This is a genomic window from Oceanibaculum pacificum, from assembly GCF_001618175.1.
Lineage (GTDB): Bacteria > Pseudomonadota > Alphaproteobacteria > Oceanibaculales > Oceanibaculaceae > Oceanibaculum > Oceanibaculum pacificum.
In genome coordinates this window covers 24,152-42,959 of record NZ_LPXN01000103.1, presented here as the reverse complement: position 1 = coordinate 42,959, position 18,808 = coordinate 24,152, and the positions used below count along the sequence as shown (strand labels likewise).

Genomic DNA, 18,808 nt, shown 5'->3' with positions numbered 1-18,808 from the left:
GGTGGGCGGATTGGTGACCGTGAGGGTCACCACGGCCTGCTCCGACATGGCGCCATCGCTATCCGTCATGGTGATGCCGATCTTGCGCTCGCCGGCAAGGGTGGCGGTGAAGCGCAAATTCTGCACCACCGCGTCGACTGCCTCCGCCGTCGCGTGGTCGTTGAAAGTGATGGAGAAAGTCGACCCGCCGCCGACGATCTGGCCGATGGTGACCGCGTGGTGCCCATCATCATAAACGAGATCGTAGGGCGAGGTGTCGCCTTCGATGGAAATGACCGTTCCATCGAAGGAGAGATCGTCGCCGGTCTGCTTGCCGGCCGTCAGCTTGATCTCCATTTCCGCCCCGTCCAGCGACAGGGTGTCGGCATCGCTGTAGCTCGCCTGGGTGCCGGCATCGACGAAGATGCCCGCACTGGCGGCGGAGATCGTCACCGCGCGGCTATCCGCCGTATCCGACCCGCCGAAGCCGGCGATGACCGGCGCGTCGTTCACGGCCGTGACGACAATCGAGATCGTGCTCGGCGCGCTCTCCGTGCCGTCGCCATCGGTCGCCACCACGGTGACGGTGCGAGCCGTCGTGGTCGGGTTGGCGCTGGTATTGTCGTACTTGACCAGCAGCAGCGCCTGCTCAAAATCGGCTAGGCTGGCGCCGCCAGCGACCGACAGCGTCAGCGTTCCCGATTCGTAATCGGCCACGATGCCGGCCGGCAGATCGCCATCGACGAACAGGCTTTCGGCTGAATCGTCCGGCGTGGCGGACAGGGTCAAGGTGACCTGATCCAGGGTGACGCTGTCATTGTCGGAGATCGAGACATCCGAGACCAGCGTCACTGCCCCGCCCTTCTCCGTGAAGGACACACCGCTGCTGAAAGTGACAATGGCCTGATCAGTATAGCCTCCGGTATAGACCGAGCGGCCGTCGGGCGAGATGGCGACCGCCCCCACGCCCCCCAGCCCATCGGTCGCCGGGCTGTCCGTGATGTGGTCGAGATAGGTCAGATTCCCGGTCGCCGCGTCGCGCGCGAAAATGGTGAGGGCGCTGCTGCCGTTGGAGACGACGTAGAGAAAATCGCCGTCCGGCGAGATGGTCAGGTTCTTCGGGAACATCAAGCCGATATTACCGTCGGGGCCATTATTATAGATGGCGGTGCTGAAGCTCAGGCTGCCATCGCCGCCTCGGTCGAACACGGCAATGGTGCTGCTGTTGTTGCTGGCGACATAGACGTGCTCGCCATCGGGGGAGACGACCACAGCGGTCGAGCCATCCATGCCCTCCACGGTAACGGAGTTCACCTCATCGCCATGCTTGATGGAACCGGCATGGGTGAGTGCGCCGGTATCGGCATCGCGGGTGAAAATGGCGATGGCGTCTTCATGAAAGCTGACGGAGTACAATGTCAGCCCGTCTGGCGAGAAAGCCAGGGATTCGGAGGCGGAGGTTCCCAGGATATCGGGGATGGAGCCGATATAGGTCAATTCGCCCGTCGCCGGGTCGCGCTCGAAGCTGGTGATGTTTCCGTCATAGCCGCTGGCGGCGTAGACATGCGCGCCGTCCGGCGACACGATGACCGTCCGCACCGATTGCAGCGACGGAACATTGTCGTCGAGGATGACGCTCTTGAAGGTCAAATCCCCGGTTGCCGCGTCCCGGTCGAACAGGTTGAGCCCGCCATCGCTGTTCGCCGCCACATAGAGGGAGAGACCGTCGGGCGACAGGGACAGCCCCGTGCTGTTCAAAATGGAATCGTGACCATTCTCTCCATCGGTCAGCATCTGCTTGAAGGTCAACTGGCCACTACCCGTATCGCGGTCGAACTGCGCCACGCCATAGAAGCTGCCGACATAGACCGACTTGCCGTCGTCGCTGACGATCAGATTGTTGATCTGGGTCAGGCTGTCGGAAGGGACGTCCTGCCCGTTCTTGATCATGCCGCCATAGCTGGGCGTCCCGCCGCCGAGACTGATCACCGGCGCCGCTTTGATCTCGATTGACGTGGTGATGTCGCTGAGCGGGCTGCTATCCACGCCGCCATCATCGGTGCCGCCATCGTCCTTGATGCCGGTCAGGCTGAAGTCACGGCTGCCGGTGGCGGCGCTCGCTTCGTTCCGATAGACGATGCCGTCCAGGATGTCGGCCATGGTCTGCACTTCCACCGGGCTGGAAGCGAGGATGCTGACCGTCGCCTCGCCGTGCGAGAGCGCCACCTCAATCACAAGCCCGTTGCTCGTCGGCCCGGCGCTATTGCCGTCGGTCAGGGCCACATCCGTACCGTCGACTGTGAGAATTTCGGACGCGCCATCGGCCAGCCCGGTGGCCTTCAGCAGGATTTCGGAGATTTTCTGCCCGGCTTCGACGGTATCGATGACGCTGTTGTCGAACAGCGCGACCCCGCCGCTGGTGAGGCCGGCGCCCACCGTCTGGCCGGTGCTGCCATCGGCCTCCAGCGTCGGGGCGTCATTCACGCCGGCGACCGCGACCGTGACAATCTCGGGCTCGCTGTCGCCCCCCTCCATGTCGGTCGCCACGATGCTGATGCTGCGATTCTGCGGGTCGTCGCCCGCATTTGCGTAGGCGACCAGGCGCAGCGCCGCCTCGAAGTCCGCGACGGGAGCGCCATCGGCGGCGGTCAGCGTCAATATCCCCGTCGCCGGGTCATAGGCGGCAGCAATCGCCGGATTGACCTGCGCGAGCGCATCCTCGTCGATGGACAGGCTGCTGCCGTCATCGACGCTGTCGAGCGTGACGGTAAGTGCGGCCAGGTCGGCGCTGTCCTCGTCGACGATGGTCGCTTCCTCGGCGATCAGGACCGCCGCGTCGCCTTCCGTGAAATCGACGGTCACGCCGCCGGCATCGGCCCCGCCGCTCGGCGGCGTGTAATCCGAGGCGGCAAACGGCTGCGCATTGAAAATCGCATTGTCCGGTATTTCGTTCGCGTGATTGCCGGTGAATTGAATGAGATCTTCACCGTAAACATTGATCGTGGCGAAGCTGAGATTGAAAAAGGTATTCGCCGCTGACTGGTCCGATTGGCTGGTATTGTCGATCAGCGTCAGCCCGCCTTCCGCGACGTGGATCACGCCTTGGTTGCGCATGACATACGCGGCAGAAGAAGCACCTTCGGTAGATACCGCGGTGCCACTGATCATTAGGCCCTCCACATACAGCGTGCCATTGTGAAAATTGGCCACCCCCAAGCCGGTCGCGTTATCTGCCGTAACGTCGACGATCGCGTTTTCTATCGTCACATTGCGCAGGGTCAGGACACCGTTATTGTCGATGATTTCATCGCCGACGACGGATATGTCCTTGAGGATGATGTTTTGCAGCACGGCGCCGCCCTTGTCGTCGGCGACCCCAACGGGGACCCGCACTCCCTTGCCGGTGATCGACACGGTGCCGCCGCCATCGATGGTAACCTGCTTGCTGATCTCCAGCGGATTGTCGAGCGTGATCTGCGTGACGTCCGACGCGAAGACGATGGTGTAGCCGTCTTGCGCCCAGTACAGCGCCTCCTTCAGGGTTAGGCCTGCCCCATCCGAGGCATCCAACTCATAAGTAGCGGCGTTGCCGTCCGCGAAATCCTCCGCAGACGTCACGATCAATGTGGTTGAGCGTCCCTCGACGACCGGCTTTACGTTCATTTTCTTGTTCCCCTATGCACGATCTCAGCATGCAGGCCGACAATCCATCAGCCTTGCCGGCGGGGAATATACGAAGTTAAAAATAAACAGAGAATTAATGAATAATGATCAATTCAAGTGAATTATGGTCGATTTTGATGAATTATGATCAAAATTGACCTTCTTCACAAATCCTCCTACAACATTCCATCTTCAAAGTCTTTGGAATAAATTCTACTGAATCTGAATTAATTCAAATACCACTTCATACTCATCTCATAAATAAATAACCATTCGTTCTGCGAAAGTCCTATGCGGGATCTAGCCATGGGCCAATACGAAATGGCTGCTTATCGCAGACGAATGTCAGGCATGCTGCCGACCGATGACTATTTCCCCGTCAATGGCACCTGAACAATACCGGACAGGACGGCGCACGCGCTTCGGCTGAAGGACACCGGCCGCCTCAGGCATAGAAGGCGGCGTCGATATCTGCGGCGGTGAGTTGACTGATGCCGAGCAGGGTGATGCTGGCCCCGACGACGGAGAGGATGATGCCGCTGTCGGTGACGGTCTGGCCGGCAATAGCCGCCTGTAGTTCCGCCAGGGTAGCCCCCTCCACTGCCAGACGGTCGCTCCCTGGCTGGAAATCGAGGATAGTCGGCGCCAGGGCCGCGCCGGGGAAGGCCGGATCGAATCCCTTCAGCACGAACAGATCGGCGCCGGCCCCACCTTCCAGCGTGTCATTGCCCTGGCCGCTGTAAAGCACATCGTCACCACCCTGGCCGCTGATCGAATCATGGCCTTTGCCGCCGCGGATGGTGTCGCTGCCGGCACCGCCGATAATGGTGTCGCTGCCACGATTCCCCTGCGCCCAATTGTTGCCGCCGCCAGTCAAATCGATGAACTCATTGCCATCATTGCCGGACAGGATGTCGTTGCCGGCACCGCCGCTGATGGTGTCGTTACCGATATTGCCCGAAAGGATGTCGTTGCCGCCGGTGCCGGTCAGGCGGATCGACGTCGGCTGGTTATGGATGAGGACGATATCGGAATCGTGCACTGGAGCCGGGGGCGGCGTGGGGGCGGCGTAGGTCAGCAGCACGTCATTGCCGTCACCGCCCGCATAGCTGACCGTGAAGTTGTAGCCACTGGCCGTGACCGTGGCGCCCTCTGCCAGTCCGTCGAAAATGCCGGTGATGGCATCCACACCGTCATTCTCGATGAGGATGAAGCTGGCATTGCTGGCTGGCGCATAGCCGATCTCAAGCATAAGCGTGGCGCCGCCGAGGTCGACCGTGCCAGTGACATCGATCTGGTCATACTGAATGCCGGCGGTGGTGCCATCTAGCTCGAAGCTGGCGGTGCCGCCCGCATCCAGCGCGAGGTCGCCGGTTTTCAGAATGCCGGGGCTGGTGCCGGCCGCGATGGTGCCACCGCTCTGCACGGTCACGCCGCCCACCGTGCCGGAGCCGCCCAGCGTGCCGCCGGACGCCACGGTGACGGCTGACGCGCCGGCCAGCGATCCCGTTACCGCCAGCGTGCCGGCCGAAATCATCGTCGTGCCGGTATAGCTGTTGGCGCCGCTCAGCGTCAGCGTGCCCGTGCCGGTCTTGGCGATACCGCCGCTGCCCGAAATAACGCCGCTGAAGCTGGTGGCGCCGGTACCGCCGGTGGTCAGGCTTCCCGCGCCCAGCGACACGCTGCCCGCGCCCGATAGGGTGCCGATGGTTTCCGTCGTGCCGTCCATATCCAGCACCGCGCCGGAGGCGATTGTCACCGCACCGCCATTGGCGAGGGCAACGCCGCCCGACAGCTTCACCGTGCCTGCAGACACCGTGGTTCCGCCGGTATAGGTATTGGCGCCGCTCAGCGTCAGGACGCCCGCGCCGGTCTTCTCCAGCGCGCCGGTGCCGGTGATGACATTGGCCATCGTCATGGTGATGGCGCTCGACAGTTCCAGCGCGCCGGCAAGGCCGATATTGCCGGTGATGCTGGAGCCGGTCTCCAGCGTCAGCGTGTTGGTGCCGCCGGTAAAGTCGATGGCATTGGCGCGCGTCGTGACGTCCCCGCCCAGCCCGCCGGCAATGGTGCCGCTGTTGGTGATGGTCAGCCCGCTGCCGGTGATGCCGACCCCGCCCGCGCCATGGGCGCCGGCATTGCCGAGCTGTGCAGAATGACCGAGACTGCCATCAACGGGACCAGCGCCCCCCGCGCCGCCGACACCTCCTTCGATCGTGCCGGAATTGGTGATGGTGGCCGAGGCGCCGGCCCCAAGGCTGATACCGGCACCGCCGGCACCGCCAGTACCGCCATCGCCACTACGGAACAGCGTGCCACCGCCGGCGCCGCCGACACCGCCGCGAAGCGTGCCGGCAATCTCGAAAACGCCCGCGCCCGCAGCAGCGATGGCAGCGCCCGAAGCACCGGTGCCGCCGACGCCGCCATCCTCGAACAAGGGCGCGATCACCTGGGGGAACGGTCCCGCAAAGCCCAGACCCGACATCGGGGTGCCAATATTGTTCGCCAAGGTGATGGTCTCGATGACCGTCGTGCCCTGGCTGATGGTCAGCGTGTCGTTGATGCCGGTGGTGGTGGCGCTGACCGAGATGGTCGGGATATGGGCCGCAATCGCGGCGGCAAGGGACGCAAGAGTTTCACCATTCAAACTGAGCGGATTGGCGGCGTGGAAAAAGCCAAGCCTCACAAGTATTTGGTCGGTGAGGGCAAAGCCCTGACCGCCCAGATCCAGGTTACCATTGATGCCCAGCGTGGTGCTTGTGACGCTCTGCGCATCCCCGGCAACCAGCGCGCGCCCCGCCCCGCCGGTGCCGCCGGTAACGGTGCTGCCCGTGCCGATGGCGAGCGTCGCACCGGCCCCGGCAAGCGCCGCCGATGCGGTGCCCACGCTGCCGGTATCGCCAATGGTGCCGCTATATCCGGTCGCCGCGGCCCCCACGCCGCCGGTAAGGCTGCCGGCCGTGCCGCCATCGCCGATACGCAGCGCGCCGCCCGACAGGGTGAAGCCGGCGGCATCGACGGTGAGCGCGGTGGTGACCGCCTGCAGATCGTCCGTCGCCAGCGAAATATTGGCGGTGAAAATGATGCTGTCGCCATTCTGCTGGGCAGCCAGCGCGGCGCGCAGCTCCGCTTCGGTTGCGACGCTATAGGTGGCCATGTGCGCGTCTCCCAGGAATCCGCAGTTCAGTTCATGGCGCGGATTAACGGAGAATTTGCAGAAGAAGAAAAGCGCACTTCCAAAAAAGATAAAATTACCAGTTCATGCGATCAATCTTATATTGAAAACCGCGCATTATTCAGGGATTTCACTCGCTCTCTGCAAAGCAGAAAATCACTCTTATTTTAGAAATTATTACAGAAATTTATATACCGAGAAACCAATCATAAATTATTCTACTTGAAATCACGCTCATAGGTGCCACCCTCCAAATTCCAATTTTGGAAATTGGAATCGCGTGCAACTTTGCCTTTTGACCACCAGGTGCCGATGAGTATTGATTTTCAACAGAAGCTTCGTCTGGTTCAGATCATCACCGGGTGTGCAACGCAGAAGGAGATGTATGCCCGCTTCAAGGCGCTGAATCCGCAGACCGGCTATGACCCGCAACGCGCCTATAAATGGCTGCAGGGCCGCTCTAGCCCGCGCGATGCCGGCATCTACGAGGACATCGCCCGGCTGCTCGACCTGCCGGTTACCGGGGAGGCTGTGCGCAACTGCAGTTTTGCCGAGTTCCGCGCCATGATCGAGCCCCGGCGCGGCGCGCTGGCCGAGGAACTGGGCCAGGCAACAGCCCTTGTTCCCGCAAGCCGGACGATACAGCCCGCATCCCTGATCCCTGCCCCGGCTCCATCCTCGACGACGCGGCCGCCGGCTTATCTGGCCGGCCGTTACCTGGCGATCTCCCAGGCCTGGGCGCCAAGCCGGCGCGGCTGGCTTCTAGTTGGCATATTGACGATAACGCCTGATACCGGAACCGGTATGGCGATGCGCTATGAGGAAAACCTGCCGGATGGCTTGCTGGTGATGACCGGCGCCCTGCAGCGGATCGGACGCAATGTGCTGGCGCTGGCGATCAATGCCGAGGATGAGATGTTCATCAGCTTCAGCCTGCAGATACCGCCCGCCCCGGCTCTGGCCCTGTTCGGCATTTTCAACGGCGCGGCGAGCCACGATTTGGACATGCGCCCCACCGCGTCACGTATCCTGTGCCTGCGAGCCGACCCGGTGGCGCCCAAGGCGCTGATGGGGTTGAGCCGCTATATTCCGGACGAGCCGGAAATCCTGTGCCAGACCCTGCTGGCCATAGGCATTTCCGGAAGCCGGGTAGTCCAGCTCAGCGAAAAACTGCGAGACTACCTGAATGCGGATGGCGGCCTGATCGATACGCCCCTCTCCCTGATCGCACCGCTGATCGAGAAGCTCTACGACATGCCCCGAACGGAATAATGCGTGCGGCCACAAGCGGGCCGACCTCAGGGCATGGCACGGACGAAGGCGGTGGTGGGGCCGCATCGCCCATACAGGCCGGGGCCACCATAAAGAAGTTCGGAATGTCATCTTCTATCCGCCGCAGGCTCATCGGAGCTTAGGTCAGGGCGCCCTCATTCTTCTGGATAATCCGGCTGCATCGCCGGCGCCGCTTGCCTGAAGGCCTCAAGGGTGCGGCACTCGGCATCGACCGCCACTAGGCGGGGATAGGGCGACAGGTCGCAGTCAAACCGCCGTGCATTGTCTATCTGCGGAACGAGGCAGGCATCGGCCAGGCCGGGCTGTCCGCCAAAGCAGAACCGGAACTGCACCGGCCGCTGCGCCAGCTGTTCCTCGAGGCTGGAGAGCCCTTGCTGCACCCAGTGACGATACCAGGTAAATACCTGCGCCTCCTCGGCTCCCACGACGTCGGTGAGATACCGCCGAACGCGGTTGTTGTTAATGGGATGCATGTCAGCGCTTTTTGTGGGGAGCGAGCTGCCTCCCGAAAGACGAATACGAGACATTTCTGCAAACCGTGAAGCCAATGTTCGCGACACCCACAGGGGCGCTGTTCCTTAAGTGGGCTGCGAAGCAACGCGAGAAACTGATTGCAATGCTGGCCTCACCGGTAGACGAGCATCAGGAGTAACATTCTAGATTCGCGCCGCAACCGAAAGGGTAGGCTTGCGAATAAACGCGGCAACACATCGTAGTTAATTAGCAAATGTCAGCTATTGGCAGAGGCCGCAATGTCTACATTTAGCCCCACTCTGCCCACCCTGGGGACATATCAATAGCGCACCAACCCCTCCTATTTCCTCTTCCGCTTGCTTCCATAGTGCTTCCACGCCGGCCGGCCGGGGCTGTGGCCCAGACACGCCAAAGCCCGCAAGTCTATGACATTGCGGGCTTAATTTGGTTGCGGGGGCGTGAATCCACCGAGAGTAGCTTTGAGCGAGGGAGAGATATCTCTATCGGCAAACTGCGTTCGATCCGTGGGGCAGTGCAGACCGTTGGGCTAGGTCAGCTCGATTATCTGATTATTATCGAATTGAGCCTGTAAATTTTCGTCAGGGATAGCTTGTGTTGTTTCCGTTCTTGAGGAGTCAAGAGTGCGAGTTGGCGCGCCATGCGGGCTGACAGCTAACCTGCATCAGTGCGCGAGCTGGACGGAGTCGCTAGAAGACAAGACACTCAACGAGTGTTTATCAGGCTCGACGAGCCGACACATACGGCGCTGAGCGCGTGGCGCAACCAGTCGTGCGCGTAGGGAACGCAATCCAACACTGCGCTGTCGCGCAGCTCTGGCATCAGATGATCAGAAGGGACGCGATGCCCACACCCGTCATGACCTTCTCCAGGGCCGAAAGCCTGCTGTCATCCGGGCGCCCTGTCGCCGTATTTCAGCGGCGGCGAACGGAATTCCCGCCAGCCAGAATATTGTTGATCAGGATGACGACGGCCGCATGCAGATCCGACTTCGGGTCAGTATCCGGCACATTCGCATGCGCCGCTGCGGCGTCCTCAAGAATTCCGACAATTTCGGTCTCGGGCAGGATTTTCCGATCATTCAGTGCCAGCAGCAGCGACTCGCAGATCGTGAGCGCTGCCGTCCCGGATACATCGTTGAGTAAGGACATTGGAGTACTGCTTTCTACGAAGATGCGCAGATTGCGCCTGAATCGCATCGCCATAATGGCAGAAAAAAAATATGATTAACTGCTTCAGAGCAGGATGGTCAGGTTCTTTTTCCGGCAGGGTCGCCCGCTGTGGAAGGGCGACTCAATGATAGCGCTCGTTATCGACGAGGAACCCATGCAGATCGCAGACAGCCCTCTTGCCCGAAAGCTTGGCTCTTTCGTGCTGCTTACCGACACAGAACTGGAAACGCTGGAGGCGCTCCACCGCCGACGACGCCGGTTTGTGGCCGGCAAGGATCTGGTGCATCAGGGACAGTCTGACCAGTCTGCCTATGTCCTCGCCAAGGGCTGGGCCTGTTCCTACAAGATGCTGCCAGGCGGCACACGGCAAATCGTGGATTTCCAGATTCCGGGAGATTTCTTCGGTCTGCGCAGCATCCTGTTCCGCACATCGGACCACAATGTCGAACCCGTCACGAAGATCGAAGCGTCGGAGATCCTGGCGACAGATTTGCTGGATGCCTTCCAGCGCGCGCCGCGTCTGGCGACAGCCGTCCTCTGGGCTGCATCGCGCGATGAGGCGATGGTGGTGGAGCATCTGGTCAGCATCGGCCGCCGCAACGGCGAAGAGCGCATGGCGCATTTCCTTCTGGAAATGAGCGCGCGGCTGATGCTGGTGGGTCAGGGCGACCGGACGGGATTTGACTGCCCGCTTTCACAGTATCTTCTTGCCGATGCGCTGGGGCTCAGCGCCGTGCATGTGAACCGGGTCCTGCGAACCCTGCGCCACGACGGTCTGGTCACGTTTCAGAGGGGCCGGGTGACCTTCCACAATATCGATGCCCTGGCTGAACTGGCTGGATTCGACGCGACCTATCTCGATCATGACGGGCCGCTGTTGCGGTAGGGTTTGCCCCTAAACGCAGTAAAAACAGCAGTACCGCGGGAGCCGGCGCTGCTGTTTTCACCGGGGCTGCCCACCTGTGTCATCCACAGGGGCGCCCGCCGGGGCCGCAGGGCATTACTGCCGCTGGGCCCACTGGTTGCGCATGGCCCACATCTTGGCGGCTTCGGACGCATCGGAGACCTGGGTCTCGCCAAGGGCACCCGCCAGCTCGCGCACTGCGCCACTGGCCCGGCTTTTCACCGCCATATCCTCGTTGCTGGCGGCCGCAAGCATGAAGAACTTCATCGCCTCCACCATGTCCTTGGCAACGCCCGCGCCGTGCAGATGCAGAAGGCCCAGATTGTAAAGAGCGGAGGGATAGCCGCTCTTTGCCGCCAGGCCGTACCATTGCGCCGCCTGAACAGGATCGGCTTTCACGCCTTCGCCCTGCTGATACATCCAGCCGAGATTATACTGGCCGCCCGGCAGGCCGGCCTCGGCACCCCGCCGGAACAACGCCAGCGCCTTGGCCGGGTCGCGCTTGACGCCCTTGCCCTCGACATAGAGCGTACCGAGATTGACGGCCGCCGCGTCGGAGCCGTTCTGCTGCGCTTTTTGCAGCATGGCCAGAGCCGCTTTCGGGTCGGCGGGGATGCCGTCGCCGCGATACAGCATCTGGCCCAACATGTTCTGCGCCTCGGGGTGATTCTTGCCAGAGGCGATCTTCAGATATTGCTGGGCGCGCTGCTTGTCACCCGGCACGATGGTGCCCTTGTAATACAGCATGCCGACGACGAAGGCCGCGTCGGGATGGCCGCGATTGGCGGCCTCGGTCAACATCGGCACGGCCTTGGCCGGCGCCTCGCCTTGCAGCTTGCCGGTCAGAACCAGGCTGCCCAGCGTGAACAGGGCCTGCGGATCGCCCTGCTTGGCGGCGATGATCAGGTTCTGGACGATCCTGTCGGCCTCGGCCTTGCCTGGGCCGGTGGATTGAGCGCGGGTTTCCCATGTAGCCACCAGGATGAGGGCGATGACCGCAAACAGGCCCAGGCATTTGGCGATAAAGCGCATGGTTTTCTCCTCTCCTGATTATTCGGCTGGTTAACGGACGGCGGGCTGCGGGGGCGTACCCGGCTCGCGTCGCCGCACGACACTGAGGGAATTGTCGATCTTCACATCGGTATCCGCTGCGGAATCCTGGCTACCGTTGCTGTCCTGAAGGGAATTTGTGTCGAGATAGCCGTTTGACCCTTCGGAAAGGATCTGGTTGATCTCGTTCAGATTGCCGATCGAGGTGGAGCTGGAATTGTAGTTCGTCACATATTGCTGCAGCGCCCCCATGGCGGCAGCGGTCTCGGTCATGCGGCCCTGAAAATCGAACTGTGCGGATAAGGACGTGGAGCGGGGCGTGAAGTCCCAGGCGGCCTTGCCCATCTGCTGGGCCTGCGAGACGCCGGTACTGGCGATGAGCAGACCCGCGGCAAAGCCGGCAAGGCGCAATGGCTGCAGGGAAATTCTGGACATATCATCCTCCTGAAAGAAAAGAGGGAACGGAGGATTTCTCCCCCGTTCCCTGTGTTGGCCTTACGGGGTAACGACGACCACCGGGGCACGAACCGTGATCGACTTGTTGTTGCCCAGCGCGCTGGCGACAGAGCTGACCATCGGGGCGTCGAGACGGCCCAGATTGGTGTAGCTGTTGACGTTCAGGTTGCTGACGGACGACGTCGCGGACACATCCGCGATGGCGACCTGGACGACGTCGGCGATCAGAGCGCGATCGTCGCCAACGGCTTCCACCGTCACGGTCAGGTTGTTGGCCACAGCGGTAGCAGCGCTGTCAACCGAGGCATTCAGCACGTTCGCCACAGACGAGACGGCGCTGATGGCGGCCGGCTTGATGGCGCCGGTCAGAGCACCGGTGCCGATGAGCGCGGCGCCGATCAGGTTGGAATTGACGTCCCCATTGGCCAGGACCACACCGAGCTCGCCCAGGCTGTTGGCATCAGAGTCGCTGACGTTGCTGCTGCCCATGGCGAACTGGCCTTCGTGCAGCTGCACCGAGGTATCGGCCTGGATGCTGGTGTTATTGGCAACCGCCGTGGCGGCGCTGATAACTTCCGGCAGGTCAGACAGGGCATTGAATGAACCAGTACCCGGCTGCGCAGCAACCGTGATGGTGCCCAGGTCGAAGTTCATCGTCACGCCGTCGCCCAGAGTGTTGACGGTGCCATTGGAGAAAGTGCTCTCGTTGGCCACGTCAGTCGCAATGCCCGTGCTGGTGACTTCACCGGACTGCAGATCGCGGGTACCGGTGAATTCCAGGATGCCCAGATCGACGACCTGCGGGCCAGTGCCGCCGGTGTTCGGCTGGTTGTTGTTCACGCCGTTCACGACCGAGCGGGCCGTGAGGTCGCCGATGGAGACCTGAAGATCCTCCACCATGGCCAGACCCGTCGGGTCGAGGGCGATGTTGATGTCGACATTGGCGCGAACACGCTGCGTCACGTCGGCATTCCAGGTCCAGTCAACCTTGTCGAAAGCCTGGGCCGGCTGTGCCGTCATAACGAACGCAACGGCGAGACCGGATGCGCCTGCGAGCAGGGCGCCTTTGAATTTGCTAGTCATAGTTAACTCTCCTTAGCTGTACGGTTTTCCAGGTAGCGGTCCATTTGGTTGGTCTCTTCGAGCGAACACATTTCATCCCGAGGAAGACCCAAAAACTCCGTCATGATCTGGTAAACGGCCATCTCAACGACGGACCTCACGCCCAGCTGAAGCGGTTCGTTCTGAATACGACCCGCATCGAACTCGACGAGCTGTGTGCCGAAGAAACGAAAGACGTTCGCTTCGACCTCAATTCCGTAGATTTGCTTTTGCAGCGTGCTGACGTAGCCGACCTCGAAGGTCTGCGAATTCACCACCCGCAGATCCAGGCCGACATTGATGATGACCGTGCGCACCCCGGCGCCGATACCGGCGACCCAGAGGCCTGCACCACTGCTGACGATGTTGTAATTCAGCTCCGTCAGCGCCCCGAGCAGCACGAAATCGCTGGCCCGGATCGGCCGCGTCGCCGTGTTCAGCGGGCGGTTGGTGAGCTTCTGCTCGGACATCTTCATCTCGGCCAGCGGCACGCGAAGATCGAAGCGCTCCACCAGCCGGGTCTTGCCCGTCTTATAGAGGGCGCTCATCACCATTTCGGAGACGCCCTGGCTCAACACGTGGGAATAGGTTTCCCGGTCGATCTGTCCGGTCTTGTCGGACACCTCGCCCACCGCGAAGACCGGCAGATTATTGCCCGGGACTTTCTGCAGGGAGGCAAGGCAGCGCGTATAGGGCGTTGAGTTGTTCGTCACCGGGGCGGTGAAGATTGGCTCGACATGATCTTTCGTGGCACTGGCCTGGCAGGCACCAAGAAGAGCCGTCATGCTCATGGCCATTAAAATTCGTTGCGTCTTCACGGGTTCATCCCCTTTTTCAACGGACGGCAGGATGACGATTGACCCGGCCACATGTCCGAATAGCGATGAAGTGATGATACGATCAGACCGCAAAAAAGAGATGCGAGTAGAAGTGGTAATTTAAGACACAAATAGAAAATTCTATTTCTTTTGGGGTATTTACTTATTTTTTATAAAATAAATAACGGCTGTTTTACAGTTTTTTGCTACTTATAATTCTGAATTAATAACATTTACACCTTAATAGTGTATCGATACATGCAATTAATTGAGGCAGAATTGGTACATTGGCCCATGTAGAGCAGGCTCATCTGCTCCACACCTGAACCTGAGGGTGGTTGGCATGAAGGCAGCACCGACAGCCTTCGTCGTTACACGTCGACAAGACAGCGCCTACGACCTGATGCTTGAACTGGGTGCGGAGGGGCTGACTGTCATCGACTTCCGGCGTCCCGGTCATGATGGCAGTTGGACCGAGGCGGCGCTGATGGCCGACGTATTGTTCGTCGATGCGGATGAGTTGCTGCGGGCGGCACGCCCGCTTTCCCCGGCACAGACCGAGGCGCTGACGAATCGCCTGGTGGTAGCGCTCGCCCGGCAACAGGATCTGCCGAAGCTGTTCGAACGGCGCTGCCCGTTTCACGGCATCCTGATGAGCGAGCAGCCGATGTGCCGCCTGTCGGCAACGCTTTCCATCGCGCGCGCCGGCTATCTGACACTGCCGGCCACGGTGATGGACTCGTTCCGCAGCAAGCAAAGGCAAAGGCTGGAACGACTGACACAGACGGAGATCATGGTGTTGCGCTGTGTTCTGGCCGGTGGCACCAATCGCCAGATTTCCGGCGTTATCGACCGCAACGAGGCTTATGTGAAAATGCTGGTCCGCGCCTTATTGAACAAGCTGGGCCTGCGAAACCGCACGGCGGCGGCGATTTTCGCCCTGCAGCAGGGCGTAGCCCCCCATCCCGATCTGAAGCCCGGCCGTGAAACCCTGGACCGGCCGCAGCTCGCGCGCCGGCTGCTGGATAATCACGTATGATGGATAAGCGATAGCGGGACGGTCACTCTTAAACGGGCACTCTTACGAGGTAGTGACGGCAATTTGCATCGCATCCCGGAGCCGAGCGGCTACATAAAAGCAAGCACGCATCAGAGCAATTAAGGAGATCGATGATGGCGAAGAAACGGATTCTCCCACTCTTCATCGTGATGGCTGGCCTGGTAACGACCGGCATCGCCGGGGTTTTCGCACCCACGGGCGCCCAGGCCCAGGGCCTCAACAACCAGCCTTTCCGGTTCGGCGGCGGTGGCATTTCCGTCGGCGGCGGGGGGCTGGGTGGCGGCGGCGGCAGCGTTGGCATGAGCACCGCCTATCGCCAGGCCATCCTGAACCAGGAGCTGCGCAACAGCACGCCCACAAACCTGCTGCGCGATCGTTCGGGCGCGCTGGTGACGGTGGAGCGCGGCCCCAGCGGCCAGGCGTTTGTCAGTTCGCCTGTGCAGCCCTATCTGGTCCAGTCATTCCGGCCGGCCGGGCTGGGCTATGGCATTGCTGCCAGTTCCCATGCCTTTTCCCGATGGGTCGGAATGATCGATCCCGTCGGCTTGCCCATTCATGCCGGCGTAACGCCCATGGACAGCCGCGCACCGAGCATTGACGCCTGGATCAGCCAGCTCGCCTCGCTGGGGCCTGCAGAGTAACCGCTCCCCCGCCCCCCGCGAGCGACATCCATCACGCGGAAGGTGACGGTGACGCGCCCAGGCCATTGTTCATCGCCCAGATGGCGGCCTGGGTGCGGTTGCGGGCATTGATCTTGGACAGGATGCCCTTCAGATGCACCTTCACGGTACCCTCCGTGATATGCAGCTCATTGGCGATCAGCTTGTTGGGATAGCCGTTCAGCAGACACTGCAATATCTGAATTTCCCGGTCGGACAAGCCCTTCATCGAATGGGCCGTGCGGGCTGCGGAAATCGCCCCGAAACCACCCGACACCAGGACCGCCGCAAGAGTGGTCGGGAATACCTTCTCGCCAATCATCACCAGCTGGAGTGACCGGACCAGCGCATCGGCCGACATGTTCTTCAGCAGGAAGCCATCAACACCCGATTCCAGGGCAGTGCCGAATACCTGGGGGCAGATACGGGTGGTGAGGACCACAAGCTTGGTATTGGGGGCGGCACGGCGCAGCTGAAGATAGAGCTCGCTCGATTCTCCATCGCTTTGTCCTGGCAATTCGCAGGGATCAAACAAAAGCAGATCAAGATTTTCGTTGATCACGAGCCCATCGAGCGCACCAGCCAATGTTGATTCCTCGACACAGACATCAAACCCTGATTCATAGAGAAGACGCTTCAGACCTTCGCGGAACAGCTTGTTTGATTCCAGCAGCATTAATTTCAACATTTCTTTGCTTCCCATATTCTATTCTGATCTGGACTGCACATTACACTGACGATATCTTTCGTCTCTTTCCCAACTATTGACTCTCATGCTTCTCACGTTTTCCCAGAATTCAGAGGTCAACCATCGGCACGATTTCGGGGGTGTCTTAACTATTCGCAGCATATTTCCAGGTAAGAAAAGATGAACTAATTTAGATTAGTTTTTATTATATATTTAGAGGTACTTCTTTTGGACAACCGAAAGGCAAAAAAAACAGTGCTTAACACTCAATTTAAAGTTTAGTTCCAAAAAAATATTAAAAATAACAGGCCATTTATTTATGGAAGGCATAATTAAAAATCCGAAGGGAGTACTTCGAATAGCATCCGGTTAATGCTTTTGCCCTTGCCGGTAAAGGACGGCGATCAGGATATAGAAAGGTCTCATCTGAACGGCAGCATCCCGACTGGTCGGGGCTGCGCAGGGAGGCAGTCTTGACCCAGTCACCAGAGGGACGTTACTCGGCACCCGTGCGGTTCCGTGCACCCTCGACAGGGGAAGCGGGCGTCGTTCTCTATATGCCCAGCCAGGCTGGGGCCAGGGACGCCCGGAAGCCCGCACCGCTGCCGCTGAAGGCCCCTCGGCATATCGTCACACAATTGCTGAACCAGATGCCGCAACGCGCCGTCATCTGCGATGACGCCTTGTCCCGCGTGCACTACGCAAACGCCAGGGCGATGCGATGGGGGCTCTCCCAGATGGTCGGGCTGCAGATGGTGGCGTGTCCGCTGCTGATGATGGACGAACGCCTGCGCCAGCACACGCTGAGAGCGCCGCAGGATCTGCCGCTCCGCTTCATTGGCCGCATCACCAAGCGCTGGGCGGTCATCCACGTCCATGTGCTGTACGATGACAAGGGCATGCCGGGACAACGCTTGCTGCTGTGGTGATTTTGCGAACGACAATACATCTGACTTGATGAGATGGACGACCCCGGCACCACCTATACGATTATGGTCATAGAGCCACGTCTAGAGGAGCCATCCATTCGATCAGGAACGTCGGATTCTGGGCACCGGCAATCCATTCCTGAAAGACCACAATGGGCCGGAAGCCGTCTGTCCGGTTCTGGCGAGAACGCCCGACAAGCTGCCGTTCGGGATTCGCCCCCCAAGCCGGTCATTCCGTGGTACGCCGCAATTTGGAAAAGCAGACATTCTCGCCGGGCGCACTCGGGACGCAGACATTGGTGCGCAGTGCGGCGACGGCGCTTGCCCCGGCCTCTGTTCTCAGCCGGTGATGCAGCTCATCGACCAGCTCCGCATGCGGCCTCCGGCCGGGGAATGTGATGATCACCAGGCATCGGCCGGTGCGCCGCAACGCGGCGATCTCGGCCATGGAAGTGTGCTTGGGTCCGGCAGCGCCGCCGGCAGCGGCAATGCCATTATCGGGGTCCAGGAACAGCAGATCTGCAGTGTCCAGAAATTCCGCCTTGGCAGCGTGCCAAACCTGACGCTGCTTCCGGCCGGGAACGGGGATACGGTGGAACAGGGTCGCCTCCGGCCAGATCGGCGCAGCCTCAAGGGCGGCGAGGCTTCGTGCCGGCAGGGATCGCAAGCCGTCATGCAAGCCCGGGTCCAGCGCCCGCCACAACGGATCGGTCAGATATTCAGTATGGCGCCCATCTGGCCTGCCATCATCGCCGGGCACATAATACCAGGCGATTCCGAGAAGGCGGTCAGCGGCACCCTCCGCTGCCAGTGGCGCCTGCTCCCGGACAAGCGCGCGCAGCAGGCTGAATTTCAGATAATCCGAGACATCACCGGCATATTGGTCGCGCATGTCGACTCCTTCAGACACATGTATTGGAAACCCAGGACGCGGAATTCCCCAGGCGCCACACCTGCCCTCAGAAAATCTCCTCGATGTCAGAATCGCGACCTTTCGTGCGCGGGGCAATCCTGAATTCCAGGTCAAGGGCAGCAAGGACCGACAGGAGTGTTTCCAACCTTGTCGCGGGATTGCCGGTTTCCATCAGGGAGATGGTTTCCTGTCGTAACCCGGCCCGATCGCCAAGCTCTGTCTGAGTGAGCCCCTGTTTCTTACGGGCGCGCTGAAGGATGCTTCCAAGCTGCTTTGGGGTGCGGGCCAGCTCTGTCATCCTGCATGATTATGCGCTGTTTCCGATAATATCGCCATATCGGATATAGCGCATAATCATGCAGGAATTCCCTGGCTGGATCAGAGGCAATATTCCGTGACTCTGCAAAATGTGGCTCTCAAATTTACTGGTCAATGAATATTGCATTTTCCCTGAAT

General features: G+C 60.6%; 16 protein-coding genes. 5 read left to right on the top strand and 11 right to left on the bottom strand.

Translation table 11 applies throughout. From position 1 onward, the window contains the following. On the bottom strand, positions 1 to 3,642 hold a 3,642-nt coding region (locus tag AUP43_RS09060; protein WP_157089292.1), incomplete at its 3' end, for a beta-propeller fold lactonase family protein. Between the two features lie 445 nt (positions 3,643 to 4,087). Next, positions 4,088 to 6,799: a beta strand repeat-containing protein gene (locus AUP43_RS19575; protein WP_067555477.1), complete on the bottom strand. Its 2,712-nt coding sequence runs from the start codon at positions 6,797 to 6,799 to the stop codon at positions 4,088 to 4,090. Between the two features lie 288 nt (positions 6,800 to 7,087). On the opposite strand from AUP43_RS19575, the gene AUP43_RS09050 reads away from it, so the two are divergent. Further along, positions 7,088 to 8,089, top strand: a complete 1,002-nt coding sequence (locus AUP43_RS09050) for a hypothetical protein (RefSeq protein WP_157089291.1) — start codon at positions 7,088 to 7,090, stop codon at positions 8,087 to 8,089. Between the two features lie 155 nt (positions 8,090 to 8,244). Here AUP43_RS09050 and AUP43_RS09045 read toward each other — a convergent pair whose 3' ends face one another. Together AUP43_RS09045 and AUP43_RS09040 are read right to left on the bottom strand one after the other, a co-directional pair. Further along, positions 8,245 to 8,583: a glutathione S-transferase C-terminal domain-containing protein gene (locus AUP43_RS09045; protein WP_067555471.1), complete on the bottom strand. Its 339-nt coding sequence runs from the start codon at positions 8,581 to 8,583 to the stop codon at positions 8,245 to 8,247. A 933-nt stretch (positions 8,584 to 9,516) separates the two neighbouring features. Beyond that, a complete protein-coding gene (locus tag AUP43_RS09040; protein ID WP_067555469.1) occupies positions 9,517 to 9,753 on the bottom strand; it encodes a hypothetical protein in 237 nt (78 codons plus the stop codon). 175 nt (positions 9,754 to 9,928) lie between these two features. On the opposite strand from AUP43_RS09040, the gene AUP43_RS09035 reads away from it, so the two are divergent. Then, positions 9,929 to 10,660: a Crp/Fnr family transcriptional regulator gene (locus AUP43_RS09035; protein WP_067555480.1), complete on the top strand. Its 732-nt coding sequence runs from the start codon at positions 9,929 to 9,931 to the stop codon at positions 10,658 to 10,660. Between the two features lie 114 nt (positions 10,661 to 10,774). On the opposite strand, the gene AUP43_RS09030 is transcribed toward AUP43_RS09035, so the two are convergent. Genes AUP43_RS09030 through AUP43_RS09015 form a run of 4 tightly spaced genes read right to left on the bottom strand, consistent with a single transcriptional unit; the run spans position 10,775 to position 14,103 of the window. Then, a complete protein-coding gene (locus tag AUP43_RS09030; RefSeq protein WP_067555466.1) occupies positions 10,775 to 11,710 on the bottom strand; it encodes a tetratricopeptide repeat protein in 936 nt (311 codons plus the stop codon). 30 nt (positions 11,711 to 11,740) lie between these two features. Continuing rightward, complete coding sequence (locus tag AUP43_RS09025) at positions 11,741 to 12,163, bottom strand: hypothetical protein (RefSeq protein WP_157089290.1); 423 nt, start codon at positions 12,161 to 12,163, stop codon at positions 11,741 to 11,743. Positions 12,164 to 12,223: 60 nt separating this feature from the next. Then, on the bottom strand, positions 12,224 to 13,267 hold the full coding sequence (locus AUP43_RS09020; RefSeq protein WP_067555462.1) for a hypothetical protein: 1,044 nt from the start codon (positions 13,265 to 13,267) through the stop codon (positions 12,224 to 12,226). Positions 13,268 to 13,269: 2 nt separating this feature from the next. Next, entirely contained in the window at positions 13,270 to 14,103 is an 834-nt protein-coding gene (locus tag AUP43_RS09015) for a CsgG/HfaB family protein (RefSeq protein ID WP_198154861.1), read from the bottom strand. Between the two features lie 343 nt (positions 14,104 to 14,446). Between AUP43_RS09015 and AUP43_RS09010 the strand changes: the two genes are divergently transcribed. Beyond that, positions 14,447 to 15,142, top strand: a complete 696-nt coding sequence (locus AUP43_RS09010) for a helix-turn-helix transcriptional regulator (protein WP_084462673.1) — start codon at positions 14,447 to 14,449, stop codon at positions 15,140 to 15,142. A 131-nt stretch (positions 15,143 to 15,273) separates the two neighbouring features. Then, entirely contained in the window at positions 15,274 to 15,804 is a 531-nt protein-coding gene (locus AUP43_RS09005) for a hypothetical protein (protein WP_067555453.1), read from the top strand. Between the two features lie 31 nt (positions 15,805 to 15,835). Here AUP43_RS09005 and AUP43_RS09000 read toward each other — a convergent pair whose 3' ends face one another. After that, positions 15,836 to 16,510, bottom strand: a complete 675-nt coding sequence (locus AUP43_RS09000) for a LuxR C-terminal-related transcriptional regulator (protein WP_232314968.1) — start codon at positions 16,508 to 16,510, stop codon at positions 15,836 to 15,838. A 557-nt stretch (positions 16,511 to 17,067) separates the two neighbouring features. Between AUP43_RS09000 and AUP43_RS08995 the strand changes: the two genes are divergently transcribed. Continuing rightward, positions 17,068 to 17,439 (top strand): hypothetical protein, encoded by a 372-nt coding sequence (locus AUP43_RS08995; RefSeq protein ID WP_067555441.1) that lies wholly within the window; start codon positions 17,068 to 17,070, stop codon positions 17,437 to 17,439. A 229-nt stretch (positions 17,440 to 17,668) separates the two neighbouring features. Here AUP43_RS08995 and AUP43_RS08990 read toward each other — a convergent pair whose 3' ends face one another. Both AUP43_RS08990 and AUP43_RS08985 read right to left on the bottom strand, forming a co-directional pair. Then, the gene (locus AUP43_RS08990; RefSeq protein WP_067555439.1) at positions 17,669 to 18,331 is read right to left on the bottom strand and encodes a hypothetical protein; all 663 of its coding nucleotides are present in this window, start codon (positions 18,329 to 18,331) and stop codon (positions 17,669 to 17,671) included. Positions 18,332 to 18,398: 67 nt separating this feature from the next. Continuing rightward, the gene (locus tag AUP43_RS08985) at positions 18,399 to 18,650 is read right to left on the bottom strand and encodes a helix-turn-helix domain-containing protein (protein ID WP_067555437.1); all 252 of its coding nucleotides are present in this window, start codon (positions 18,648 to 18,650) and stop codon (positions 18,399 to 18,401) included. Positions 18,651 to 18,808: the final 158 nt, after the last annotated feature.

What these genes read in the sequence shown, in the direction of transcription:
- AUP43_RS19575 (WP_067555477.1), bottom strand. Translation starts at nt 6,799, where the DNA reads ATGGCCACCTATAGCGTCGCAACCGAAGCGGAGCTGCGCGCCGCGCTG.
- AUP43_RS09045 (WP_067555471.1), bottom strand. Translation starts at nt 8,583, where the DNA reads ATGCATCCCATTAACAACAACCGCGTTCGGCGGTATCTCACCGACGTC.
- AUP43_RS09040 (WP_067555469.1), bottom strand. Translation starts at nt 9,753, where the DNA reads ATGTCCTTACTCAACGATGTATCCGGGACGGCAGCGCTCACGATCTGC.
- AUP43_RS09035 (WP_067555480.1), top strand. Translation starts at nt 9,929, where the DNA reads ATGCAGATCGCAGACAGCCCTCTTGCCCGAAAGCTTGGCTCTTTCGTG.
- AUP43_RS09030 (WP_067555466.1), bottom strand. Translation starts at nt 11,710, where the DNA reads ATGCGCTTTATCGCCAAATGCCTGGGCCTGTTTGCGGTCATCGCCCTC.
- AUP43_RS09025 (WP_157089290.1), bottom strand. Translation starts at nt 12,163, where the DNA reads ATGTCCAGAATTTCCCTGCAGCCATTGCGCCTTGCCGGCTTTGCCGCG.
- AUP43_RS09020 (WP_067555462.1), bottom strand. Translation starts at nt 13,267, where the DNA reads ATGACTAGCAAATTCAAAGGCGCCCTGCTCGCAGGCGCATCCGGTCTC.
- AUP43_RS09010 (WP_084462673.1), top strand. Translation starts at nt 14,447, where the DNA reads ATGAAGGCAGCACCGACAGCCTTCGTCGTTACACGTCGACAAGACAGC.
- AUP43_RS09005 (WP_067555453.1), top strand. Translation starts at nt 15,274, where the DNA reads ATGATGGCGAAGAAACGGATTCTCCCACTCTTCATCGTGATGGCTGGC.
- AUP43_RS09000 (WP_232314968.1), bottom strand. Translation starts at nt 16,510, where the DNA reads ATGTTGAAATTAATGCTGCTGGAATCAAACAAGCTGTTCCGCGAAGGT.
- AUP43_RS08995 (WP_067555441.1), top strand. Translation starts at nt 17,068, where the DNA reads ATGCCCAGCCAGGCTGGGGCCAGGGACGCCCGGAAGCCCGCACCGCTG.
- AUP43_RS08990 (WP_067555439.1), bottom strand. Translation starts at nt 18,331, where the DNA reads ATGCGCGACCAATATGCCGGTGATGTCTCGGATTATCTGAAATTCAGC.
- AUP43_RS08985 (WP_067555437.1), bottom strand. Translation starts at nt 18,650, where the DNA reads ATGACAGAGCTGGCCCGCACCCCAAAGCAGCTTGGAAGCATCCTTCAG.